The organism is Lysinibacillus sp. GJ-1, assembly GCF_021166035.1.
Classification (GTDB): Bacteria; Bacillota; Bacilli; order Bacillales_A; family Planococcaceae; genus Lysinibacillus; species Lysinibacillus sphaericus.
Genome location: NZ_CP088912.1, coordinates 2,329,318 through 2,354,106 on the forward strand (window position 1 = coordinate 2,329,318; position 24,789 = coordinate 2,354,106).

Consider the following 24,789-nt stretch of genomic DNA (forward strand, 5'->3'; position numbering starts at 1 on the left):
TATTGTTGCTTGTTCGTTTTTTCAATAGCCCTTCATCCCAATATTATCTCTGACGATGACTTCCCCAATAGATATGCTATCATGTGATACTTCATCGCCTAACTCATCAACAATTTTCACGTTCGTACCAATTATTGCATTATCTACTTTTGCTATTAAACGATAGTTTTCTTGGTCAGGTAAATCTTGAAAATGAGGTCCATTACACGAAATCGTACTTGCCCTCGGAAATATGGAACATTTTATACCTATCCTCATCCAAAATATTGATGATAGATTTTCTTCGCTTCTACAATATCATTCGTTCCATGAATTAATACACGTCCATCCCGAAAAAGAATAATCTGATTTTGATTAACTTGAAAATGAATTAAAAATGGATTTGACTTCAAATGTTGAACATGTGGAGCCAGGTTCTTTTCAAACTCAATAATATTAACTAACTTTGGTTTTGCAGGACGAATTTGAACCGTATTACGACCGCATAGTACTGCAACCTTGGTTATTGATTCTTTCGTTAAATATGGATAGGTTGGGTTTAATCCACAAGTCAAACATGTAGACTTTTTTAAACTTTTTACATTGATCTTTGTTTGCTCGTTTTTCCACAAATCAAATGCCAATAATTCTTTTCGGATTGCTTCCCAATCTTCCACTAAGATTTTCAATGCTTCTACCATTTGATGTGACACAACTTGCGTAACTGTAGGTGCAATAATTCCTACAGTATCACAAGTTGTCCCTCCGAATAAAGGAATGATTTCCATCAAACAGTGTAGGCAAGGTGTTTCATGCGGCAAAATGGTATATGTAATACCATAGCTACCTACACATGCTCCGTAAATCCATGGAATTTCATACTTGACTGCAAAATCATTTAGTAAGAAACGTGTTTCAAAATTATCTGTTGCATCGATGATTAGATCTACATCTTGAAACGCAAAAAGTTCAGATGACGAAATGTCTAGAACAAACGCTTCAATCAGCACATCACGATTAATTTTCTCTAATCTTTGTTTTGCAGCAACAGCTTTTGGCAAATGTTGAAACACATCTTCTTCACTGTATAGTTGTTGGCGTTGTAAATTTGACCAATCTACATAATCTCGGTCCACTATGGATAACTTACCTATTCCAGCACGTACAAGTATTTCGGCATTGCTACTACCTAATGCTCCTGCTCCAACAATAAGTACGTGTTTTTGTTGAATTTTTTTCAACTTGTCCTATAAATGAAAATAGTTCTTGTCTTGAATAGCGATTAATCAATAATACTCATCCCCTGTGAAGGACTACTAGCTTGAGCCCGCTCTTTTTTCTCTATAATTCCTGCTTCAAAACCTAGTCTACCTGCATGAATTGCTAGTTTCATAGCTTCTGCCATCTGCACTGGATTCTTCGCACCAGAAACTGCTGAATTTAGCAAGACTGCATCCGCACCTAGTTCAAGAGCAAGTGCTGCATCAGACGGAGTACCTATACCTGCGTCTACAATAACAGGTACTGTCGCTTGTTCAATGATAACTTGTAAATTATATGGATTTAAAATTCCTTGTCCTGAACCAATTGGCGACGCACCTGGCATAATGGCATGAACCCCAAGTTCTTGTAATTTCCGAGTAAGAACGACATCATCTGAAGTATACGGTAGTACAATAAACCCTTTTGCTAAAAGCATTTCACATGCACGATATGTTTCTAATGGATCAGGCAATAATGTATCATCACACCCGATTATTTCAACTTTCACCATATCGCATAACCCAGATGCTTTTGCTAGTTTAGCAATACGTACTGCTTCCTCAGCTGTTTTCGCACCAGCAGTATTTGGTAATAATCGATAGTTTGATAAATCTATTTTATCTAGCAAATTAGGCTGGGATGGTTCAAAAATATTCATACGACGCACAGCAAATGTTAAAATTTCAGCTTCTGATGCTTCTATTGCTCCTTTTTGAATATCAAAATCTGAAAATTTCCCTGTTCCTAGTAATAATCTTGAAGTAAATGTATATGGTCCAATTTGATACATGTTAACCCCCTCCGACAAATGTAACAATCTCAATAGAATCAGTAGACTTAACCACTGTCGAATAATTTTCTTTTTTCAAAATTACGCCGTTTTGTTCGACAACAACTATTTTTTCCTGAAGCCCTAAGTGAATCAATAAGCTCTCAATTGTTTTCACATGGTCTGGAACTTCCATCCTATTTCCATTAATAAACATAGTGTTTCACCATTAAATCTGACATATATTCTCCTACGAATGGGCTTAGCAATATGCTATAACGATAATGTCCTGTTGATACAAATTGCCCTTGAATTGTCGAATGTACTTCCATATAACTTCTGCCTCCATTTCGAAATCCTGCCCATGTTCGGTCCCAACTCGCATCTTGTAGGGCTGAAACAATAGAAAATGCCTTTTGTAATATGTCTACAATACTCATTGCTTTAACATCTCTTGATATGAATTTGGCTCTATCGTTGCACCAGTGACGTATTTACTATAACGTTTTGATACAATATAAAATCGTTTTAAAAATATAGGAGCATTAAGTAATGGGCAATTACTTTTTAAGGAAATCACTTCCATTTGGTTCAAAATTTCTTAATTCTTCTGAAAAAAGCAACAATGTTTCTTCTCCAGCTGATACTTGCCAAAAGCGAATTTGTTGATACGTTCAAATTCTTCTTCTGAATTTGCAATCCTGTATATTCCTTTCACTTTGTACCCTATATCAATACCTGTTTTTGCACGGATTTTTTCGGCTACTTTTGGAAATAATGTTCGACTTTTTCTTACCATTTCATACAAAAGATCGTCATCCCATTGTGCTGAACCCCTAGTAATCCAGCAGCTACATGTGAAGCACCCTCTGCAATTACCTTTTTCTCAAGAATTACTACGTGTAAAACGCGTTCAGCAAGTCAATGTGCGATTGTACTACCGATGATGATCATACTATCGAAACTTTTCATCTTCCCACTCCTTAAGTTGACGAGCATATTCTTTTACCTTTTCAATAGGGTCATTTGCCTGCCAAATTCCTGACATCACTGCAATTCCTGAAACTCCTGACGCACATACTTCTTTTGTATTTTGCGGAGTGATTCCACCGATAGCAATCACAGGAATAGATACAGTGCTTACAAGCTGTTGTAATAATTTTGTTCCACGACAAGCGATTCCTTTCTTACTTTCTGTATCAAAAATATGTCCATAGAGTAACCAATCTACTTTTGTATTTGTAGCCTCTTCAAGAGAGTGAATAGATGCACCAATTTTAAGATTTGAGAACTTCTCACTTGCGATAGCTACAGGAATACTACGATAACCTATTTGCACATGAGAAACATCCGCAGCAAGTGCAACATCGATTCGATCATTAATCACAATCTTTTGTAATGGAAAGCCTGCATATTTTAATTTTCTTATACAATCAAAGAGTTCAGAAGCAGTGCAACTTGGCTCACGAATATGCAAATAGCTTATATAGGGTTCAAACTTAGTTACAAAATGGACCACTTCATGTAGTGAATGCTGGCCATCTGTAATGATATGGAGCGCTATTTTTTTATTCATTTCTTAAATCATCCTATTCTTTCATATCTAAAATAGAAATTAAGTTGTTGTTCACTTCCTTTCATTATAATTCCATACAAAAAGCCACCCCTCAAGCATAGAGAAGTGGCTATAAATCTTGTACATTGAAGTACAAAAAGTAAGCCACTTCCCTTCGCTAGTATGATCTAGATCAGGTTCAAAGAGTTGAGTTTCCTCTCTCAGCACATCCGTGCACCCCTAGTGGTCTTTTCAATATTCAATTAAAATGTTATAGCAAATAAAGTGAAACTTCCATCAAGCGGGACTTCTTCATCCCCACTTGATGGTTAGTCGAACCAATCGGCTCTTACAGGCAGTTATCCCCCATCTTTCTTCTTCGCTTCTCTCAATCTTTAGATGAGGGTTATACAGCCCGTTAATGAAAGATAAAAAAGCCCTTGCTTCCACAATAAGGAAACAAGGACTTGTATAATAGACAATATCCTATCTGCTTCCCTACGCCAGCATAATCTAGATCAGGTAAAAGGATCATGAGCTTACGGCTCTACTCTCAGCTGGCAACACCAGCTCTCCTAGCAATTATTGTATGAAATTACAAATTAAAGTATAGCACTACCGATTTAATTGTTCAATAATGTATTATTAGAATAAAATCAAATCTTTATACTGCAAAAGCTGACTCATTAAAACACAGGGCTCAGCTTTAAATTCATAGAAATCTATTTTTAAGAAAAGATGTTAGTTTAATTATGGATTATGTTGCAACAGTGCGCTATGCAAATCATGTCATTGTTTAGCTATAAATGATTCATAAATGCATTAACTATAAGGATTGTTCCTACCCTTGTTAATGCTTTTTTCAGTTGTTATGTAAACGATTATTACAAGTTTTGGAACAGAGGTTGATAGACAGGATTGTTCTTGTTCTGCAATCGGGCCATTTTCTTGAGTAACACATTTAAAGAAAATCGTTATGGAGCTAAGAAATTGTGCAGATTTTTACTTAAAATAAAGGAGCAGGTTAAGTTAATAAGTTGTTTGTTTTATCATTAAATAAGAAGGATAATCAATAGAAGAAGTAATTCAATTTAATATTAGTTTCGATGAACCGCAGCGTAAGATAAGAAAAAGCCATTCCCTCCACAATCGGAGAGAATGACTTGCTTTCATAAGTCGTAAAACTATTGTTACAATTTTGCCCAACGTTCCTCTAACCAGTTCATAAATTCTGCACCTTTGTCGCCTTCATACGCATCAAAGACATCTAAACGCATACGTTTTAGTTTATCCGCAAAATCTGCCACTGTATGGTCCTTTGGCAAGCTCTTTTTAACCCGTAGGAAAATTTTGTCTGTTCCTTTGATAATATCAAAACGTGCAGGTGATGGTTTCTCTACGTCCTCGCCAAGCGCCACAAGTGCTTCATAGGCTGCTAATTGGACCTTGTTGACAGTATCATGTTCCATACGATTTTTTAATATATCTATGATTTTGTCATGTTGATAAGCCGATAATATTTCGACTGCGGCTAAACGCTCTCGCCAGCTAGACGTATAATAGGCCTGTTTTTTTAATGTTTCATACTGCTCAGGTAATGCTGTTTCAAATTGTTTCAAGTGAGTGCACCTCTTTTTTTCACTAGAGGAAAAATGAATTCTTCTTCTGCTTTTCTTATTATACATTGTCTTGGTGAAAATAGCGATGAATCGCTGGTAAACACATATATATATATATAATGGAAACTAACTATATTAAGGTGAACCGTATCATAATTATGTACTATTCTTTATAGATTTGCCTTTCTTTTTAAACGAACGAAGGCTTTAGTTTAAGAAGAAATATGGTTATGATTTTCCACAATCGTGCGCTTTTCTAGAGTTACGAGAAAAGCCTAATTTCTCAATTTTAATGCGAGAAACGGGGCTTTTTTATATTTACTTATAGGGCAAATTGCCAAATAACTAACTTTATCAATAATTCTCACCAATTTTGGTTTAATTAAGTGTATCAAGTTACAATCTGTGATATCCTCCATTACAATTCATTTAAAACAGAGATAACGTTTGTTGTTCCAATTCCTCAGTTAATAGGTAAAATCTCCTTTTCTGCTTAAACTTCACTTCACAAAATTACTTTGCATAGTTTACGACATACTCATTGCACAATCTTATTAAATCGAGGTATGAATGTATATTTATTTAGTAACAGTTTAGAAGTAGTTGGGGCAGCAACAGGGCTAATCACTAAATCAATGAACGATAAACGTTGCTGTCATAATGTTTATAGACTATGGAACATATTTCATGATATACTGTGAAAACGATGCAAAGTATAACAACAGCTAGGACGGAAATCCCATAACATCAACCTTCTACAGGTTTTTTCATATTTTTGAACTGTGCAAGATATAGCATATTAATGCTTTGTTTTGGGGCGATTTGGGGCTGAATTGGGGCTAAAAATATTGCTTGGCAGCGTATAAATGGGAATAGATAATGTATTTTAAAAATAAAGTATATTGAAATAATGTTATTAGTCTGAATATATGAACCAAAGAAAAGAGCATGTTTTGAAAAAAATAAACAAGACATGCTCTTCTTGTGTTAAATTCGGGTTGATAATTTTAATAGTTTAGTTTAGATATTACATAAAACAGGCACCATATAAAATTGATTACATGTCAGTAAAGCTTTCCAAATGTTCTAAATTATTGATTCAGCCTCTTCCCTGGATGACACACGAGCAATTGTTGAAAGATACTTTTGGGATTTATAAACTAGGTTGCCTGTAAATGTATCTCTTCCGTATATCCGTTTCTGATACTGTAACAACATGCTTTCATCTGTTATTTCTTGATTAAGTCCTTCATAAATTGATAAGTGCTTTTCTCGGTGCTCCTATACCTCCAAATAATTCTAGAATTTATTTTTTCTTCATTTATCATTTTAATTATCTCTCGTCCTTCTCCGTGCAATATATGATCAGCAAAATTCTTTCGCAATTGCCTGTATTACATTAATGGTTACACTATTTCCTGCTTGCTTGTATAGTTGCGAGTATGAGTTAACAGTTGTAGCTTTCTCAAATGCTTCATCTGGAAAGTCCTGTAATCTTAAACACTCTTTCGGTGCCAGCCTTCTAATTCGAAATTCTTCTGTTAACACTCCTTGTTGGCAACTAGTATCTAATGTATTCGCAATCCCTTTTCCTACACGCCCTCTACGAGTTTTCGAGTTAGGTACACTGTAATTTACACCATCTCCTGGGTGAGCTATATCATATCCTTTTGTAGTAGCTTCCAATAGCTACGCCATGACGATCTTGTGACAGTGATTGTAAACATAGGTTCGTCTGGTCCTTTGACACGTCTACCATTTTCCCTTTTCTCTACCCGATCTGGTGTAAGGATTGGTAAACATATTTTCTGTACAGGGGGTTGGGTATCGGTTGGACTAAACCCTTTAACGTGATACACACGATTGTTTTGCTCATGTTTACCAGGTAGCTTACCTACTGTACGAATTACAATTTGTTTTGGGTTCTTTGCATCCGATGCTAATAGAGAACCTATTATTGCTTTAGAATTATATACTAATTCTCGTTGACTTTATGCTTGATGATTCTTTTGTGTACCACCAAAGATTATTAAATTATTATTTTTGATTTGCTATCAGAACCTTCACTTTCTCGTCCGTTAGGAAATACTTTTCGGGTACTTGTTCCTCTAAAGATGTGCGACAATGAATATTCGTTCTCTATTTTGTGGTGTTGGTCGCTCTTTGAGTTTCCCAATACTTGGGTAAAAGCCTTCACTATATAACTTGGTAGCTGTTGCTCTAATGAAACGCTTGAAAGGTACATTTAAAGTACTTCCGGCTTTCTCAATATAATGATGTTTAATTCTCGCTAGCCCTATGCTCCATCCATAATTGTAGCTTTAGTTTCACAAACTAATCTTCCATAACTTTGATTAAGTTTATCATTTACTCGAAAAAACAATTACCTCCAGCGTTCGATAAAAATTGGTGTAGATAGAGAACTCCCTCCTAAATTCCGAAAATTATTACCAATAAATTGAATATAAGAAGGTTGAATATAGAAGATGTGACTTAAAAGGCTACGAAGTAGTAATTAAACACTCAGTAGCCTTTTTTATAACTATATAAATTAAGATTGATTGACTAAATAACAAAGAACATTATTTATTCTTTATGTTATTGTTTTAATATTAATGCCTTCATGCAATTAAAAATCTATTATTATCTCATAAAATTCTTGAAATTCAGTCTCTACTAAATTCGAAATACTTGTACCTATTCCGTCCTTTAATTTTTCAAGAAATTCTCCAATATGAATAGCAATTAATTCTGTTTCCCTTATTTCATCAACTAACTCTGCTTTGTGAGCGGGGTTAATTATAGAACTATCTAATTCTTTCAACTTCTGTAATTCTGATTGCCAGTATGAAATATAATTAAACCTACCAGTTCCATATACCTCTGGTTTTACAGGTAATTCGTTTTCTGTGAAATAATCTTGTTCGTCTTTTTCAGAAACAATGGTAAATAATAGTTTTTCATAATATTCTCTATCTCTCATCAATTCAAGTACTTCAAACATACAAGCACGAGATTTCAAATATTTATCACTAATTATAGTTAATACAAAATCATGTTTTTTTATAGTTTCCATATACTCTCTTATACTATCTTTATACCTTAACCTATTTATATCCCTTGATATTTTTATAAACATCCCACACTTCTCAACTAATCCATTTTCTATAATAGAAGCAATATTTGATTCATTATGTGTATAAGATAAGAAAATAGTTTTTTCTACAATTTCATCTAGTACACCATTCCCATTAATAAAATATGCTATATTCTCAATTTTTATTAGATTGGAACTCGCTTCAATGCTAATGAATATTAGTTTTTTATCATCAAGTTTAATATATTCAATTTTATAAGATAATTTTTTGCATAGAAAATTCTCTATAGCACCTTCATTGATATTAAACAAATAATTTTTTATATATAAGTTTAAACCATCATCATATACCCCTAAAATTATGTATCCGCCATTATTATTTGCAAATCCTGCGATGAGTTTAGCTAATTTTTCAGCACTAACAGCAGAGTCATAGTATATTACATTATCTCTCGTATTATTTTCTATCAGTTGTCGCACTATACGTTCCATTTGTATCATCCTCAATATTTTTCAAATATATTTCTTAGCGGAATAACATTCATACCTGTTGTTTTCAAAATATCTCCAAGCGTAATATCCCTTGGCGTATCTATTCCATTATCAGTCCATAGCTCATAATTTCTGCTATCTAATACGTCAAACTCTGCATCATCATGAATAATAATTTTGTCCCCATCACTAGGTCGTATAATAATATTAATTTCGACATTATCTTTCTTTGCTGGAAAAACTGTTTTTGAATACTTTTCGTTTTCCCAAATTTCAATACTATCAGGAACTTCATACTTCGGATTAGATTTCAAATAGCTATAAATTCTTTCCTTAGATCTCTCGTATTTCTCTTCAAAAAAACGGTAGTAATCGATATTGCTTACAGAATGATGTTTTAATTCTTTAAGAATTTCCACATCAGTAATTTCTCCAATATTACTAAGAATTTCTGAAATTTTTTTGTGATTGCTAATAATAGCATCTAATTCTTCAATTTCAATATTGTTTGATTCTACTTTTTCAGCAATTTTAAATCTATATATAGTTTGTTCTAGTGATGATAGTAACGTTCGTCTATTATATAACTTCTCAAATAATTGCTTACTTTCTTCTGGATATTCTATAAACCAATTAGTTAATTTATTAAACTTTATTTGCGTTTCAGAATCTCTCTTATTATCCTTTACACTTTCCTCACTTAAAATATCATCTACTAATCTTTCTATTTTCTTTGCAATATCCTTATTTTCTAGACCTTCCTTAATAATGTTCTCACTTATAATTAAATCTTTGCTTAATAACTTATTTTTTATGTCTGTTCCTAATTCAGTAAGAACTTCTATTAATCTTTCATCTAAATTAGCATCTTTAAAAATACTATTCGCTATCTTAAACTCTAAATTTTGATTCAATACATATACTTTTTCAATTTTATCAATCTCATAGTAACTTCTATCCCACAGATCGTAAAATTTATTTAACCAATCAAATAGTTCTACCTGTGTTTTATTGTATTTTTGCAAAAGTGTTTCCATATTTTTGTTGCCATTTAACAATTTTTCATTTAAATCATTTAAATCAATTTTACTTGTTAAAATGTTAGCCCACTCTTTATACTCCTCAAATGTTGGAATTGGAAATTTGACTATATCATTTGCTAAAACCCATAAATCATCTCTTAATTCTTTATTTTCATGATAAGGGATTACAACATTTTCTGATTCTGTATCACCTTTGTACTTTTTCAAACCACAATAGACACCATTTACGTTTGTTTCAATCAATGGGATATATTCAAATAAGTTTTTTATTTGATCATATAAATTTTCATTCAATTTTGTTTGTTTATTATTTGGTGTAATACATAAGTTATATAGTTGTTTCCAACCCTCTTTACTTACAAAGTTTAAGATATAGGCATATACCTCTTTAGCGTCCTCTAATATTTGAATATTCTTGTCTGCTCCCTCATGTATTCCATTTCTATCTCTTAGAACATCCAGTTCAGGATTATTTATTATAAGAGGGAAACTAAAACTTTCAGTACCAACTAATGGGAATTTACAAAATATCTTAGATACCCCTTTATTTAACTTATCTATTTCAAACTTTGGCCCCATACGTACCTTGAAAGCTACTTCAGTTTTACCTTTATTAAATATTATTATATGAAATTCTTCGTTATTACTATTAACTATTTCAATTACTTTATACACACCTATTTCTTTAATATCCTTAACTCTATAACAATTTCCGTTATATGTTATAGATTTTATATTGGCATTAAATGATAGTAAATAAGGGATAGTTTCAAGTAAATTATCTATTCCTCTATCTACAGCTAATTGTGAATCTAATGAACCCTTTAAATCATAATTAAAGCGGGTTATGCGTGCAATCTCATCTTCTTTTAAATCTAGTGCTTTTGTTTTAAGTTCTTCTATATAAGATAACTCTTTTTCGATATTTAATTTTATTTCCTCATATGTTTTACCACTTCTATCTAGAGTTATTTCTAATGGTGTGCAGTAACCACTTCCATTAGAGAAAAAACTATTTAGTACAATTTTCTCTGATAATAAGTGAGTAGAAATAAAGCCAGTCCCAAATTTCCCCGTTTTTTCTTCTTCAGAACTTTGTTTCGAAGAAATCTGAGTAATCAAATCTAACAAATTTTTATATGTAAAAACTTCTCCATCATGAGCAAACTCCAAAATGGTACCTTATTATAATTGATAAATATGTTCACACTTTTATCTTTACTAGCACAATCTGAAGCATTTTGAATCAGTTCCCAAATCCATCTTTTGCTAGCTGCTGCTATTTCTTCTGGAGACGCTCCTTTTAAATTGTTTAATTCTCCCCATATAGTATTTGCACCTGCGTCCAAAACTTTATCTAATAAAGCCTCTAAATCGTTCATAATCATCGCTCCTTAAAACGAATTAATAATACTTTTATTTTCTACCCAAAAAAAACTGCTCTTCCGGTAGTTTCATCTTTAGTGAACTCTACATAGTTAAAATTATTTCAATCCATCAATTGGCTCTTAATTTTCCGATTTTGCCACTTCATATAGATTTCCAAAAATTGGTTTTGTTTATCAGCTGGTATCTCTTCTGAATTTTTAGTTGCTTTTTCATCTTTGAAAGCAGTTACAGGAGTATTGCCTATCCACTATTAAAAGCATTTATTTAAGCTTGGAAATCCTCATAAAAAGTTCATCTTATATATAGGATGTTGATTAGCTATTTTTCACTGTGTCAATTTTATTTTGCATTTCTTTAATTGGTTCTAATAAGAGATTTAATACAATTTTATAGTCTTCTATTCCTTCAATATCGGCTATTTGATTTACGTTATTTAAGGAACTAAATATATCATTAATCTTTTCAAAACAATCTATTAAAACGTTTAAATCTAGAGTCTCCATTCCTTCTAGATAAGATAGTTCGGGGAAAAGTTTTTTTATTTCTTGAATCATACTTCTTAAACCTAATTGAATAAATAGATACTTAAAAACCATAATAAATTTTTCTCGATTAGATGTATTTTGTGTAATAGGATTAATAGATTCATATGTTAATTCTTTTTTGAAATTATCTGGTAGATATACATTCTTCGGAAGACTCATATTATTACACAATTGACTAATAGCCTGATTTTCAAAAGAAATACTACGTACCTGATGTGCAAATTTATTTCTTATTTTTTGTGTCGATAATAACAACTCAAAGTCTGTCTTTGAAATTAAATTAAAAGCTCTACAAATATGAATATTATTATCAAAATTGCCAAATGCCCCATTTATATTCGTCAATTTTTTAAATAGACTTTTATCATCTAGGACTGCTGCTTCTAATACTTTCTTAAGAACCTCCTCGAGTATTGAAACAGATAGAACTACAACACCCCTATCACTTTGACCTTCAAGTTCTTTGCTAAATTCATGTAAATACTCAATATAATCATTCTCTTGTATCAATTCTTTTAACAAATCGTCGCTCATTTTGCACCTCTATTTAGAATATATGATTAGATATGAACACATTGTTAAACATTATTAGAGACCACCCATTTTGAAGTGGCCTTCTTATGTTTTATTAAAGCCTATGTTTTTTATGTTTCGCCATTACTTCTGAAAGACTAATTATCCATCCACCTTTGGATTTACACCATTTTTTGTAGATGTGTTGAAATTATTTTGAATTAATTAGCCGTACTCAAGGGGGATTCGCTCCTTACCATATGCTTAGAAGGCATATGCTTTATCCTACTGAATCTAATATTTCCAACGGTATAGGGCTATATTTTAACGAACAAGAGATTTGTTCATTTTTCGATTTTGAACTGAAATTTCATCAATATAATTAGTAATTTTAAAAAAATATTATCAATACACTCTTTTTATCGATCTGATTTGATAACTCTAAAAGAGTATGTTTTCAAATATTCCATCATTTCTTCAATATTTATTTCATGAGCAATATGTATTTCTGTTTGCAACTCTTTAGGCAAATAAGGAGAATATTTGGTCTTAAAAAATTCCTGCTCCAAAGTATGTTCCAGTAAGTCATTAGAGTCCCATTCCCGTTCTTTTAATTCCTTTAATATGTTCTCTACTTTTTCAGAAACTCCACCTATAATAATTCTCCCAGCTCCATCAATGTGTTTGATTTGAACACCTAAGGTACGTAAAGCCCAACTTAGATTTCTCGCTATGGTCGTGCTAGTGTATGTTTCAAAAACAGCCTCTTCTCTTTCCACCCATATTACCCGTTCCGACTCTTTAATGCCATACTGATGATAAGGCTTTCTTTTATCCAACAATGTTTGTTTAGCTGTCTCATCAATATATTCAAATTCCTGCTTTGATAATAAAATTCCCATCATTTTTTCGCCGATTCTTTTATGAATTTTTACTCTTCCTCCTGTATATCTTGGAGGTTTTCCATTTATTGCTTTCTTTACATAGACTTTATTCTTATAAAAATCAATATCGTGGATTGTCCAAAGCTTACCTGCCAAAATGATGTTATCCCCTTGACTTAACATAAGCGATTTATCCAGTGTTCCAATTTTTTTCACTCCCTCTAGTACAGTAAGTTCTTCAGGTGTTTTAAACACAGCGTAGAAGCCTTTACTTCGAAGAATGCGTTCTCCCTCAATGCCCACAATTATTTCATTAGAGCCTTTTATCTTTTCTAAATGGTCATTTTCTATCATATGCTCAATCATTATTTCTACTTTCTTGCTATCTAAAATGAATAAGATATGGTTTTCTTTTATTAGAGACATTAAGGCATCTTTAGTAATTCCGTTCATTTCATGGCAAATCGAGATAGTTTGATGAAAAAGAACATCATATGGAGCCAAGTATCCTTCTGCTGGTTCAATCCATTTTTCAAGAATCAATTCCATAACAGCTAGTGACTGGATTAAGCTATCCTCTTCAGTGGAATACAACTGTAACATCTGATCTGAATTTCTTTTCCTGCCAGATCTCCCCAACCTTTGTTTTAAGGATGAAACGGTAAAAGTATTGTTAATTTGGATAACAATATCTACGTCTCCTATATCAATTCCAAGTTCTAAAGAACTCGTTGCAATTACACTTTTTGGCATATCCGATTCCATCATCGTTTTTTCAACATATTCTCTTTCTTTTTTATCGATGGATGAGTGGTGGGCATAATAAGTTTCTCCTACCATGTTTTTTTCTGCTAACCGATTAAGGAAGACAGTTGCCTCCTCTACCTCTCCTCTGCTATTACAAAAGATGATGGATTTTTGTTCTTTGGTCAACTCCCATATATCCTCATATAATTCCACCGGTTTCTTTTGGTCCTCTCCTGTTTGAAAATGCATTAGATAATACAAGAGATTTTTATCGCTACCTTCCTCTTGAAGGATTTCTACATGGTCAGGTTTACGGTAATTAACCCATTTCTTTACTAAGTCAAAGTTATCAATAGTAGCAGATAACCCAACGATTCGAGGGTGTTCCTCTGTATAGTTTTCTATTCTAGAAAGAAGCGAACGTAATTGAACACCTCTTTCTGTATTAATAAAAGAATGGATTTCATCAATGACGATAAAATCAAGACTTTTGAATAAGTTTTTAATATGTTCCGTTCGATTAATAAATAAGCTTTCAAGGGACTCAGGTGTAATTTGAAGTATTCCTGAGGGATGCTGGACGAATTTCTTTTTCTTACTTTGGGTTACATCTCCATGCCACTTATGAATAGGAATACGACTATTTTCACACAGTTTTTCAATGCGCTCAAATTGATTGTTAATTAAGGCTTTTAATGGCGAAACATATAACACTTTTAATTGGTTCTCTGCTCTATTTTCAATTCGTGACAAAATGGGTAAAAAAGCTGCTTCTGTTTTACCAGAAGCAGTTCCTGATGCCAAGATTAAATCTTTTGTAGTGCCTATCACTACAGGTATGGTTTTTTCTTGAATTAGCGTTAACCGTTCCCATCTCATATCCCAAACTTTTTTCTGCATGGATTTTGATAGTAAATTAAATGAACTCATATGCATCTATCCCTCTGAACGAGAGAAACGAGAACTAATAATTGTTTCTGCATTTCTCTCATTTTCGTTTGGTTGGCCAAATAATTTGGAGCGATCATAACTTGTGTTTTGATGGAGAATATTCAAAGCTCCAATGAAATTACGAATCACGTCTCCAACTGTTAGATTCTCTTCTGCCCCTGGGCGACTGTACTCTTCTTGAATGAAACTCTTTATCTCTTCATCCCGTACAATGGAATCATACCCATAGTGAATCGCATGAATGTCCCGAATTTTTTTTAACAATACAAAGGTCTCGTTGTGTTTCAAAGGCGCTAAATTAATTACAGGTTGAGATAAATCTCTAAATTCATGGGTTTCAAAACGATTAGATTGCAATCGCCTTTTTAATGCCCCATAACTAAACAGTCCCTTTCTTTCGTCTACTAGAAATTCAGGTGTACCTCCAACGGTAATATAAAGCCCTTCTATATTTCCTTGTAAGGTATCGTTGTAGACTTTTAAAATCGTCTCATAGTTCTTATCTCTTGTTTGATGGTGGGTAATCTTATATAAATTAATGGCTTCATCCATGTTAATGACAAGACCTGAATACCCAATCTGTCGAACGAATTGTGACAAGACCTTAATATATTCGTAATAGTTTTGATCGGATATTATCTCTCGTACCCCTAGATCTTGTTTTGCCTCTGTTTTTGTGCTATATTCCCCTCTTAACCATCTCAAGGTACATCTTTGCAACTCATTATTATCTTCTACAAAACCTTTAAAGTAGAGCGTTAAAATCCGTGCAAAGTCATAACCTCCAACTAATTCATCCATTTTGGAAACGACAGAATTGATTTCCTGTTCTACATCTTTTACAAAATCAGGATTATCAAACTCTACTGAACCGTATCCTTTCTCCCGCACCACCTTCATTTGTACTTCACTAATCCATTTATCTAAAATGGTTGGTAACGCCCCCATCTGGAACCGTAGCAGTTGATAGGTTCTTCATCAGTTCCGTAAAAAGTACTGCCTTTCCATCACTACCGTATAATCTTCTTTCTGGTGTAAAATCCGCCTTTGCGACAACAAATTTTTCACTAAAGGCTACTTGCTGAATAAGAGCTTGGATAAAGCTCTTTCCACTTCCGAAAGGTCCAATAAATAATTTCATAAATGAGGAGCCTTTTTTAATATTATTAAGATCACTTAGGATTTGTTTAGTTTCTTCTGTCCGTCCAACCATAATGTATTGTAGCCCTCGATTTGGTACTACCCCTCCTGAAAGCGAATTCAATATAGAGGATGAGTCTCTCTTTTTTATATTCATAAGCTAATCTCCTTTACTTTTGTTAGTATCTGTTCGTATTCTTCATACACCATAATTTCTCCATTTAGGTGTTCTAGCAAATTATCTCCTATATATTCGTATGCTTTTTCATTTAAATCACTCATAAAAGTCCCTAACATAAAGCCTTTTTTCTTTACAAATGAGTTGGCTATTATTTCTGAAAGGCTTCTCTTTTCAAATAGAGCTAAAAACTCTTTTTGTATATCAGTCAAGGTTTCTAAGAACTTTTCCTCTCCTTTTTTACTTATCCCACTCTGGAGAAAAGGGATATCAACAAAGGAATACTCAATTGTTTCAAATTCTAGTCCTTCTCTTCTCTCTTCTGTCTTCCCTTTTGGTTCTGTAACCTCTACTATTGCCTTTGATAATCTTATTTTTTCTTCAGTATCATTATCAACATTGAAAAGCTTGATAATTTCTTCCATTTCTTGTTCTTGTCCTTTTATGATTTCGTCATCAAAATTAATCATTGATTTTGTTTTTTTCTTCTGTTCTTCTTGTGGTGCTGGTGGAATAAGTTCTCCCTTTTCCTGTTGATTTGACTGATGAACAACCTTAAAGCGTTTATGATTTAGCATCGTTTCTTTAAACCCCTTCGGAAGAGCCTCTTCATTCGTTTTTATTTCCCTTTTTTCATTATGTAATATCCGCACTACATTTTCTGAAAGTTTATATAATGCTGTGACTTCTTCATACAATTCCTTAGTTGGCTTAATTCTTACGACTTCTGCTTGTACTATAGGATTATTTCTCCCAAGTACAACTGATTGAAATAAATATCTTGATTCCATACTCTTCTCCAATATAAACCAACGATCTATCAATTCTATATTTTCTGTTTGGTAAATATCTTGCAATAAGGGGATGCTACTTTTAAATTTCTTATATATTTTATCTCGATGCTTTTTAAAAAACTCAGTTTCCCTATTACTTTGGATGTACGGTTTCCATACCGTAATAGATATCTTCTCTAATTCTTCTTTTTGTACTTGTAGTTTCTGATACAAGGTTGGCAAATGAATCTTTTCAACATCCCATTCATGGGCAAGTTTTTCTTCTTTTACTTCGTAAAGTATATCTGCAATCCATCTTACTGAATAATTACTTAATTTAGGGATTCTCTTGATACGCCCCATGTAACCGAACCATCATGCTGATATTAAAGGCGCTACTTTGATTAAAGGTATAATTCATTAGTTCGTACATAAATAAAATAACGTAGCTTAAATCTGTATCAGGATACTTTCCATTTAATACTTGTTCTCTCCAGTAGAAATACCATTTTTTTTGACTTCCATCTAATTTCTCAAAAGTAGTCCAATAAGCAAACAAAGGAACTGCCTCACATTTCTTCCTTTTTTATTGGCGTACTTAATTGAATCCTTTGCTAAAATTGTGCCTGTATTGGAAAATGATATGGTAATATTAACTCCATCAACTGAGTTTGTTTTTGGATTATTTATTTCTTCTATCTCTTTGACAATCTCTTTTGGAGTTTGGATACGGTTATATTTTGTTAGAATGATCTTCTTTTCGTTGTAAAATAGATCTTTTGAACCCTCTTTTAATATTTTTGCTTCTGAACTGAGTGTCGAATTTTCACTTTTCACCTCCACTATTCCACTCATATTTATTTTCTTCTCTTGATTCGTTTGTTTAGTGCTAGTACCTTTCGTATGTATTTCCTCTCCTATTTTGTTGATAAAGCCATCTTCCTGAATTCTATTGTGCCATCGATTTATGAACAAAATATCAATCCATCCTAGTAAAACAGGGATATAGGTCCAACAAAAAAGGAGGTATAAGCTTCCTCTTACATATCTTCTATAGTAAAATGCATGTGCCCCAATCCCACCTAAAAAAAGAGCAAGTACATATCCTAGTGTTCTTGATTTCAAGCAAACACCCCCGCGTTTGTTTTTATTTTAATCTATAACTTAATTATATTACTTCTTACTTGTTTTTACATATAGACGCAATAGTAATCATTACTTTAAAAGGATTTTCAGGAATTTAAGGTAAATTTGAAACATGACCATCATTATTGCTAACTTTAACTAAAATATCAGATGCATTAAATTTATGCAGGAAGTGTACTAATCTCGGAAAACTGATTCGATTCAGATACTTAAAATGTAAGAGAAGAACTATTACAAATCATGAAGAAGAAATATAAATGTTATTAAATATTTATAAGAAATCTTTAATAGGTATAAGCAAGAATAAAAACAGCTTGTTCATTTTTATTATCGCAAGCTGTTTTATTATAAACAAAAAATATATTATTTTTTTAATCATTAACTTGTTTTTCAAATATGAAGAATATCAATAAAGTATGCATTATTAAATCAGCATTTGCCTTATTAAAAAGACTAGGATGTGCTAGACCATGTGCAATGACATTTCTAATATTAAATCCTTTTTTGTCGTTATATAGGAATTTCAAATAGTATACAATATTTTTATGCATTATGTTTTCTAGATAATCTTTTGCTAAAATATCTCCTAGTAAAAGTGCATCATATCCTCCACTTTTATTTAATTTATAAATACTATCCCCTGTGAGATGTATTACATTTCTTAAAGTAGATTCAATATATGGCACCATAATATGAATAAACGCAATATAATTTTCATTAAAATAACTTTCTAAACCTGAAAATAGAATTGGATGATTTTCTTCAATTAAAATAGGTGACGTAGATAAAATATCTCCTAGTTTTTTTGCATCTAACTCATATTTTTGAATTAATTTCTTGAATATATCATTGAAAAATGAAGATTGTACTCCTATAGTGATTTCTAGTTGATTTGCTAAACAATCTTGTTCATTCGATAAATCTAAAGAAGTAATAGGCATACCATCTTTATTAATTTTCACATGCGAGATTAACTCGCTTAATAAACCAATTCCCTTTTTTCTTCTTTCTTCAATCATTTTTAAATTATCGTCTATATCAGGAATAAATCTTCCTGCAAGCATTTTTAAATCAAACTCTAAGTTTTGTGTATAGTAGCTATTTATATAAGTTTCGTATTTTTCTCTATCTATTGACTTTGTAAAAGTAGTTTCCTTCATTATCTCAACATTGTTTTGTGCGGTCTCAGATATCTTTCTAATTATTCTGTTATCAGCTTCATGAATTTGAACAGCATGATATAAATCTAAAAGTTTATTATATCTAAATTCCTTCAACTGCGATTGTTTAGAATTATTAATGACCCCTTCAATTTTTGTGAGTAATTTTCTTACATCTGTTATTTGATCTTTTTTAAAATAATATTTTGTCAATTTACTTATCCCGTACTCGATTGCATGAAAATTATCAGTTTTATTTTCTATTTCCTCTTGGATAAGTCTATTGACTCTTTGAAGCATAGATTCAATTATTTCTTCTTCAAATTCTAAAGAAATATCTAAACCACCTTCAATTATTTCATCGTAAGAAAATCCCCACAATCCAATTAGTTTATCTTCCATAACATTTTCAATCTCAATCATTTTCCGAGCAATTTGCTCTAATTTTTCTCGTTGATTTAAAGTCTTAGCTAAATTTAAAGCTCTAATAATTGAATGTTTAATATCTAAATCTGTTCTATCATTAATACTTTCACTTTGGAATAATAAATAATTATCAATAGCCTTAATTGCATATGTGAATGGATTTTTTATACAGTCTCTGTGTAATTTTGAAAAATTCCATACTAAATCGGAATATCTGGCAATAAGATATTGGCTTCTTGATTCTTCACTTCGTTTCTGCCAATATTTAAGAGTCTCACAAGTGATATCAGTTAAACTTGGATATATAGTATCTGCAAACTCATAAAATGGTTTAAAATAACTTCCGATGCCATAATCATAACCATTTTCAACATCCTGTTTAATTGCAAACTGAAATGCCATAGTTTCATAGTGATAGTTTTCTGCATCTTGAAATTTTCGAATTTCAGATTCATAATTATGATAACCTTCAAAATGTACTTCCTCTAAAAATTTCGCTATTTGATTCATATTCAATTCCCTTTCTCTATCGTAGCTGTTAGTTTAAGGTATAACATCATATCTTTATATAATATATTAGCATAAATATCCAAATATGAAATATTATATATTTAATCAAAAATCACATAGATACAAATGTATAAATTTCCGAAACAATTTATTTAATGCTAGTCCTACTGATATCCTTTTTTAATTTTTCTCCTCTTCACCTCATTAACAGAATATTTAATTAAGCCTTCTTATTACATCTACTTCTTTGGTAGACCATAGTTGGACAGATAAAGTAAGGACTTGTAAACTTAAACTATCAAATTAAGGGAGCGTGCTACTATGACACTTCAATTTTGAATTTTTTTCCGATTACTTTAAGTTTATCATTTCATAATATCTCTGAATGTAACATAAATATCCATTTTATTTGAGGTAAATTCCCAAACGCTTGGTATTTTAGACATAAAAAATAACGCTAGTCTTTTGACTGCGTTAACTATGCTTTTTTAGCGTTCATATTCACTAGATATTTTTCTTCTTCGACCTTTACCTTGTTCATAACAATGGCTAAAGGGAAGTACTTCATTTAAATGCATATCACTAAAGTTTTCATTTTGATGATATTCAGCATGATGCAGATGCTGGTAAGATGTAGCTTCCTGTTCTTGCGCTGACTGTGTGGGTTCTTTTACATCTTTGGAATGCTCTATTTCTTGAAAATGTGTATCAATAATTTCGATAAATTCACATGCTGCTGTTCTGACACCATTAAGTAGTATTTCTTTATCTTTTAATTCTTTACCCTGTTGTGTCCAACCAGCTAAATAGGAAAGACTAAAATTCTCAGTATCGATGCCGTATCGACTAGCCACGACATAGGACACCATTTCTGCTTGAAATTCACGTTCTGCTTTAGTAAAACTATCTCGAACATCAGGTGTATGTAATCTTGCATGCGCTAATTCATGAAGTAATGTAGTGACATTCTCATATGCTGTATTTCGTGGATTAAGAGCAATCTTTTTTTCATTTGGATACGCAACACCTTTCGCTGTTCCTAATTCACGTGGAGGTTCAGACAATATTTCAAATCCTAAGTTTTTAGAAACTTTATGCATAGCTGCTAACATCTCATCCTGATTCTCTATTACTCCATCCTGATAGTACTGCCCAAAAATTTCAGAGACGGGCATCCCTTTCTCCCTTGCATCCGTTTGAGTATATTCAAACACGTGCCCAATTTTGAAAAATAACTTTTGTTGAGTTTCTAACGCTCCATTTTTAATTTGTATTTTCTCTCTTGGATCGGCGTGTTGAACTTGTATCCACTCTCCACCTCGATTAAAGTAAGTCACAGGCGTGGGAACAAATATTTGAATCCCCTTTTCACCTTTTTTAACTGATGCGCCCTTGTCCTGCCAAAACTTAAATGAACCAACTGCACGAGCACCTCGGAATTGATTTTGAATTAAAGCCATGTTACGCAAGGAATAATTATAAAAAATTGACATAAAAGCTAGATGCTCTTTTAGTGCATCCTCCGATACAAAATAGGAGCTTAGTTGATTGGTCATTTTATTTGATAATTCTTCAATCTCTTTCTGCTTTTCTTCTGCTGTTTTTGCTGTATATTTTTTTTGTTTAATAGCCATTCGATTTTTCTCCTATCATCATTTATTGCCAGTCCGCAGGTGTGATATGTGCATCTTTGAATTCATCTAATTGTGTTTCTGGAAATTGCTTTAGAAGTTGAGCTTCGGTTATATTGGATACAATTTCTTGACGCCCCAAATCATACAAAACAATAAAGGTTCCATGATCAACGGCCATGTAAATTTGTTGAGCTTCTTCAGCTGTCAATTCAACTTCCACATCCTTTCCATTTACATGTAATAACAACATGTTTTCCTTTAGATCCTTGATAAATGCCTGTGTAAAATTCTCCATTCCTAATTACCATCCTTTTTATTATTGGTGTCATTGAAAGATTTCCAAATGTTCTTAATTAATGATTCAGCCTCTTCCCTGGATAACACACGAGCAATTGTTGTCCATTTAAATTTTCAATGAGATAGTTATGAGGAACAGTCCATTTATTTTCCATAGTAAAGAACCCAATTTCTTTAGGTACTGTTACTACCTCTATATCTAGATTATTTTCAATACATGACATACATTCTACTTCTATATAAGGCTCTGTCACTTGATCAAGTACCTTATTGCATGTTTTACATTTAACTTGATAGTTCATATATAACAAACCTTCTTCTTTTTATACGTTAGATTAATTTCTTAGAATCGAGCATTATTTACTATTCATATCCATCTAACATGCGGTCAAACTCTTCCATGTTACGTTCTTTTCTAAAGTCATGGTACGTTTTTCGTAACCGATAATTTAAATTATTTAGTGCTCGATTTAATTCTCTAGAAGCCTGTAAATTTTGACGATACATAGAAGCCTGGTACTTCTTTTTGGATTTAGATAATTCATATAAACGATGATCAGCTTCTTTTTGATACTCACGCATTTCAGTTAAGACCGCATTACCCATGCGTTTTTTTAAATCATCTAATTTTGTTTGTTTGTAATTTTGATACTTGCTGCCTTCACCGTACTTTTCCTTCATAACTTCGACTTCTTCATCAAGTAGTCTATGAAGCTCTGTCAGTTCAATTTTATAGTAACGATTTAAATAAATTTCTACGATTTGATCGATATATGGCCTAGCTTCATCAATAGATTGATAGCCGTATCGCCACTGTGACCGATCTGGTGGTAAACGTTGAAGTGCCTTTTGAAATAGCCTTTTAGATTGACGAAGTGTAGACAAATCAATGCCGTTATCTTTTTTCATTTGCACACTACCTCGAATCAAATCTGTAATAAGATTTTGTTCGATTGTGCGATCCATAATAAGATTGGCTATTTTTGACTTCATTTTATCCAATGAACTTTGTTTACGTTTCGCTCGGACTTGTTCTTCCCACTTGCCAGTTTCCTGATTCATAAACCACCTTTTAGCCCTTGAAGGTATAGGTTCTACGGTAGCAATATGGACATGAATATTGTCAGTATTATAATGAATCGCTGCTGACCATACTGCACTATCCATCATGTTCTCTGCTTTTAACATTTCGTCCACTGCAGCACGTACGACATTTTTCATTTTAACTTCGTTGACTTGACCACTTTTTTCATCCATTAGTCCATACTTTTGTAGAAAGCTATTATCAAAACTAATGACATCTTGCCAAAGTGGTGATCCATTTTCTTGCGCTTGTTGAAACAAATCCTTTAATGAACTTTTTTGTTCCACATTGACAAAATCTTCAGTACACGTAAACAAAGCGCCTTGTTTATTTTCATCTCCCATATAGTCCATATACTGATAAAAAACAGAAAAAGAATCATTTTCATCAACAATAATGTTCTCTGTCACTTTCGCATCGTCACGATCAATATAATTAATAAAATCCTTATATTCATCGCTTGACGGCATAACAAATCGGCTTTTCAAAACTACTCCTGGAGAACCAACCAATTTCATCATGCTCCTTCTAAAGAAAAAAACTCACCTGTAAGTAGTGTTGCTTTGAAATAAAGTTTGATTATAAATACCTCATAAAACAGTATTTAACGAAAATAAAAAGTATCCATTTTGAAAAAAGATTGTTCAAAATGAATACTTATACAAAGATTTAAATATTGGTTTTATAAAAAAGTTTGATCGTTTTCTATCTGTATTCCTTCACAATCGCGCCCGATTGCGGAAGACCTTACAGGTTCTATAGATGAGATCCGCCACTTGCATCGAGCAATTGGCCAGTTACCCAACGGCTGTCTGAGGAAGCGAGAAAGGCGGCAATATCAGCCACATCCTCGGGTTCTCCCCATCTGTTGAAGATTGAAAGACCAGCCGCATACTTTTGTCCATCAAGGTTTTCTAAAGTCTCAGCATTCATCTCTGTATTAATGATTCCAGGCTGGATGGCGTTTACCGTAATATTACGGCTCCCTAGTTGTTTGGCTAGAAGACGCGTAAATGTGTCGATAGCACCTTTGGACATACTGTACGTGAAGACACTTGGAGAAGCTGCACGTGTCACAAAAGATGAAATATTAATAATACGTCCTCCATCTTTTAAGCGTGGCAAAGCTTGCTGAGTAACAAAAAGTGATGCTTTGACATTAATCTTCATTACCTCGTCAAATGATTCTTCCGTCGTCTCTTCTAAACTGATAATTTGACCAATTCCAGCATTGTTGACAAGAATATCGAATCCGTCACCGCCCATATATTCCCGAATAGTATCATCCAAAGTAGTAAATAAATGTTGAATCCCATCAAGAGTACTAAGGTCAGCACCAATCGCGCAAGCATTTCCTCCGCTTTGCTCGATCTGGTGAACAACTGCTTCTGCCTCATTACGTCTTTTCCCGTAATGAACAACTACAAAGGCTCCCTCTTGTGCTAGACGCAATGCAATACTGCGTCCAATTCCTCGACTTGATCCTGTAACTAAAGCGATTTTTCCTGCTAACTTACTCATGCTTCCATCTCCCTGTTCAAACATGGTTATATTACATAGAAAAATATATCATGGAACATTATTTGAAATGTTGC

The 24,789-nt window shown here is 32.6% G+C and carries 20 protein-coding genes, 3 pseudogenes and 2 riboswitches; all 23 genes and pseudogenes read right to left on the bottom strand.

The genetic code is table 11. The features are described from left to right. Positions 1-21: 21 nt before the first annotated feature. The gene (locus tag LO754_RS11080; RefSeq protein ID WP_231786260.1) at positions 22-258 is read right to left on the bottom strand and encodes an acyl-CoA synthetase family protein; all 237 of its coding nucleotides are present in this window, start codon (positions 256-258) and stop codon (positions 22-24) included. Beyond that, positions 255-1,269, bottom strand: a pseudogene (locus LO754_RS11085) (ThiF family adenylyltransferase). Before LO754_RS11085 ends, LO754_RS11080 begins: the two are co-directional and overlap by 4 nt. Further along, positions 1,262-2,032: a thiazole synthase gene (locus tag LO754_RS11090; protein ID WP_025219542.1), complete on the bottom strand. Its 771-nt coding sequence runs from the start codon at positions 2,030-2,032 to the stop codon at positions 1,262-1,264. Before LO754_RS11090 ends, LO754_RS11085 begins: the two are co-directional and overlap by 8 nt. Position 2,033: 1 nt before the next feature. After that, positions 2,034-2,228: a sulfur carrier protein ThiS gene (thiS, locus tag LO754_RS11095; RefSeq protein ID WP_024361659.1), complete on the bottom strand. Its 195-nt coding sequence runs from the start codon at positions 2,226-2,228 to the stop codon at positions 2,034-2,036. After that, positions 2,218-2,983: pseudogene (locus LO754_RS11100) on the bottom strand (FAD-dependent oxidoreductase). The gene thiS and the pseudogene LO754_RS11100 overlap by 11 nt, the downstream one beginning before the upstream one ends. After that, positions 2,967-3,587, bottom strand: coding sequence for a thiamine phosphate synthase (locus LO754_RS11105; RefSeq protein WP_231786261.1), 621 nt, complete (start codon positions 3,585-3,587; stop codon positions 2,967-2,969). The pseudogene LO754_RS11100 and the gene LO754_RS11105 overlap by 17 nt, the downstream one beginning before the upstream one ends. A 132-nt stretch (positions 3,588-3,719) precedes the next feature. Continuing rightward, positions 3,720-3,818, bottom strand: a riboswitch (TPP riboswitch). 226 nt (positions 3,819-4,044) lie between these two features. Beyond that, positions 4,045-4,153, bottom strand: a riboswitch (TPP riboswitch). Between the two features lie 603 nt (positions 4,154-4,756). Then, positions 4,757-5,185: a HEAT repeat domain-containing protein gene (locus LO754_RS11110; RefSeq protein ID WP_231786262.1), complete on the bottom strand. Its 429-nt coding sequence runs from the start codon at positions 5,183-5,185 to the stop codon at positions 4,757-4,759. A gap of 1,365 nt (positions 5,186-6,550) precedes the next feature. Next, positions 6,551-6,871 (bottom strand): DNA cytosine methyltransferase, encoded by a 321-nt coding sequence (locus tag LO754_RS11115; protein WP_231786263.1) that lies wholly within the window; start codon positions 6,869-6,871, stop codon positions 6,551-6,553. A 943-nt stretch (positions 6,872-7,814) separates the two neighbouring features. Continuing rightward, complete coding sequence (locus LO754_RS11120; protein WP_231786264.1) at positions 7,815-8,774, bottom strand: RNA-binding domain-containing protein; 960 nt, start codon at positions 8,772-8,774, stop codon at positions 7,815-7,817. 11 nt (positions 8,775-8,785) lie between these two features. Then, positions 8,786-10,990, bottom strand: coding sequence for a MutS family DNA mismatch repair protein (locus LO754_RS11125; protein WP_231786265.1), 2,205 nt, complete (start codon positions 10,988-10,990; stop codon positions 8,786-8,788). Continuing rightward, a complete protein-coding gene (locus LO754_RS11130; protein ID WP_231786266.1) occupies positions 10,942-11,199 on the bottom strand; it encodes a hypothetical protein in 258 nt (85 codons plus the stop codon). Before LO754_RS11130 ends, LO754_RS11125 begins: the two co-directional genes overlap by 49 nt. A gap of 321 nt (positions 11,200-11,520) precedes the next feature. Beyond that, positions 11,521-12,285, bottom strand: coding sequence for a hypothetical protein (locus LO754_RS11135; protein WP_231786267.1), 765 nt, complete (start codon positions 12,283-12,285; stop codon positions 11,521-11,523). 398 nt (positions 12,286-12,683) lie between these two features. Continuing rightward, positions 12,684-14,825 carry a DEAD/DEAH box helicase gene (locus LO754_RS11140; protein WP_231786268.1) on the bottom strand — a complete coding sequence of 714 codons (2,142 nt, stop codon included), beginning with the start codon at positions 14,823-14,825 and terminating at the stop codon, positions 12,684-12,686. A 6-nt stretch (positions 14,826-14,831) separates the two neighbouring features. Then, positions 14,832-16,143, bottom strand: a pseudogene (locus LO754_RS11145) (ATP-binding protein). Continuing rightward, positions 16,140-17,300: a tellurite resistance TerB C-terminal domain-containing protein gene (locus tag LO754_RS11155; protein WP_231786271.1), complete on the bottom strand. Its 1,161-nt coding sequence runs from the start codon at positions 17,298-17,300 to the stop codon at positions 16,140-16,142. The pseudogene LO754_RS11145 and the gene LO754_RS11155 overlap by 4 nt, the downstream one beginning before the upstream one ends. Then, positions 17,275-17,496, bottom strand: coding sequence for a TerB N-terminal domain-containing protein (locus LO754_RS23755; RefSeq protein WP_435892024.1), 222 nt, complete (start codon positions 17,494-17,496; stop codon positions 17,275-17,277). The genes LO754_RS11155 and LO754_RS23755 overlap by 26 nt, the downstream gene beginning before the upstream one ends. Next, complete coding sequence (locus LO754_RS11160; RefSeq protein ID WP_231784299.1) at positions 17,463-18,062, bottom strand: TM2 domain-containing protein; 600 nt, start codon at positions 18,060-18,062, stop codon at positions 17,463-17,465. The genes LO754_RS23755 and LO754_RS11160 overlap by 34 nt, the downstream gene beginning before the upstream one ends. Before the next feature lie 392 nt (positions 18,063-18,454). Continuing rightward, positions 18,455-20,179, bottom strand: coding sequence for a DUF4209 domain-containing protein (locus tag LO754_RS11165; RefSeq protein WP_231784300.1), 1,725 nt, complete (start codon positions 20,177-20,179; stop codon positions 18,455-18,457). A gap of 488 nt (positions 20,180-20,667) precedes the next feature. Further along, a complete protein-coding gene (locus LO754_RS11170) occupies positions 20,668-21,813 on the bottom strand; it encodes an ArdC-like ssDNA-binding domain-containing protein (protein WP_231784301.1) in 1,146 nt (381 codons plus the stop codon). 22 nt (positions 21,814-21,835) lie between these two features. Then, positions 21,836-22,108 (bottom strand): hypothetical protein, encoded by a 273-nt coding sequence (locus tag LO754_RS11175; RefSeq protein ID WP_231784302.1) that lies wholly within the window; start codon positions 22,106-22,108, stop codon positions 21,836-21,838. Between the two features lie 58 nt (positions 22,109-22,166). Beyond that, positions 22,167-22,412 carry a hypothetical protein gene (locus LO754_RS11180; RefSeq protein WP_231784303.1) on the bottom strand — a complete coding sequence of 82 codons (246 nt, stop codon included), beginning with the start codon at positions 22,410-22,412 and terminating at the stop codon, positions 22,167-22,169. 61 nt (positions 22,413-22,473) lie between these two features. Continuing rightward, positions 22,474-23,715: a MobP2 family relaxase gene (gene mobP2 / locus LO754_RS11185; protein ID WP_231784304.1), complete on the bottom strand. Its 1,242-nt coding sequence runs from the start codon at positions 23,713-23,715 to the stop codon at positions 22,474-22,476. Positions 23,716-23,950: 235 nt separating this feature from the next. Beyond that, the gene (locus LO754_RS11190; protein ID WP_231784305.1) at positions 23,951-24,715 is read right to left on the bottom strand and encodes an SDR family oxidoreductase; all 765 of its coding nucleotides are present in this window, start codon (positions 24,713-24,715) and stop codon (positions 23,951-23,953) included. Positions 24,716-24,789: the final 74 nt, after the last annotated feature.

What these genes read in the sequence shown, in the direction of transcription:
- LO754_RS11080 (WP_231786260.1), bottom strand. Translation starts at nt 258, where the DNA reads ATGAGGATAGGTATAAAATGTTCCATATTTCCGAGGGCAAGTACGATT.
- LO754_RS11090 (WP_025219542.1), bottom strand. Translation starts at nt 2,032, where the DNA reads ATGTATCAAATTGGACCATATACATTTACTTCAAGATTATTACTAGGA.
- thiS (WP_024361659.1), bottom strand. Translation starts at nt 2,228, where the DNA reads ATGTTTATTAATGGAAATAGGATGGAAGTTCCAGACCATGTGAAAACA.
- LO754_RS11105 (WP_231786261.1), bottom strand. Translation starts at nt 3,587, where the DNA reads ATGAATAAAAAAATAGCGCTCCATATCATTACAGATGGCCAGCATTCA.
- LO754_RS11120 (WP_231786264.1), bottom strand. Translation starts at nt 8,774, where the DNA reads ATGGAACGTATAGTGCGACAACTGATAGAAAATAATACGAGAGATAAT.
- LO754_RS11130 (WP_231786266.1), bottom strand. Translation starts at nt 11,199, where the DNA reads ATGAACGATTTAGAGGCTTTATTAGATAAAGTTTTGGACGCAGGTGCA.
- LO754_RS11135 (WP_231786267.1), bottom strand. Translation starts at nt 12,285, where the DNA reads ATGAGCGACGATTTGTTAAAAGAATTGATACAAGAGAATGATTATATT.
- LO754_RS11140 (WP_231786268.1), bottom strand. Translation starts at nt 14,825, where the DNA reads ATGAGTTCATTTAATTTACTATCAAAATCCATGCAGAAAAAAGTTTGG.
- LO754_RS11155 (WP_231786271.1), bottom strand. Translation starts at nt 17,300, where the DNA reads ATGGGGCGTATCAAGAGAATCCCTAAATTAAGTAATTATTCAGTAAGA.
- LO754_RS11165 (WP_231784300.1), bottom strand. Translation starts at nt 20,179, where the DNA reads ATGAATCAAATAGCGAAATTTTTAGAGGAAGTACATTTTGAAGGTTAT.
- LO754_RS11170 (WP_231784301.1), bottom strand. Translation starts at nt 21,813, where the DNA reads ATGGCTATTAAACAAAAAAAATATACAGCAAAAACAGCAGAAGAAAAG.
- LO754_RS11175 (WP_231784302.1), bottom strand. Translation starts at nt 22,108, where the DNA reads ATGGAGAATTTTACACAGGCATTTATCAAGGATCTAAAGGAAAACATG.
- LO754_RS11180 (WP_231784303.1), bottom strand. Translation starts at nt 22,412, where the DNA reads ATGAACTATCAAGTTAAATGTAAAACATGCAATAAGGTACTTGATCAA.
- mobP2 (WP_231784304.1), bottom strand. Translation starts at nt 23,715, where the DNA reads ATGATGAAATTGGTTGGTTCTCCAGGAGTAGTTTTGAAAAGCCGATTT.
- LO754_RS11190 (WP_231784305.1), bottom strand. Translation starts at nt 24,715, where the DNA reads ATGAGTAAGTTAGCAGGAAAAATCGCTTTAGTTACAGGATCAAGTCGA.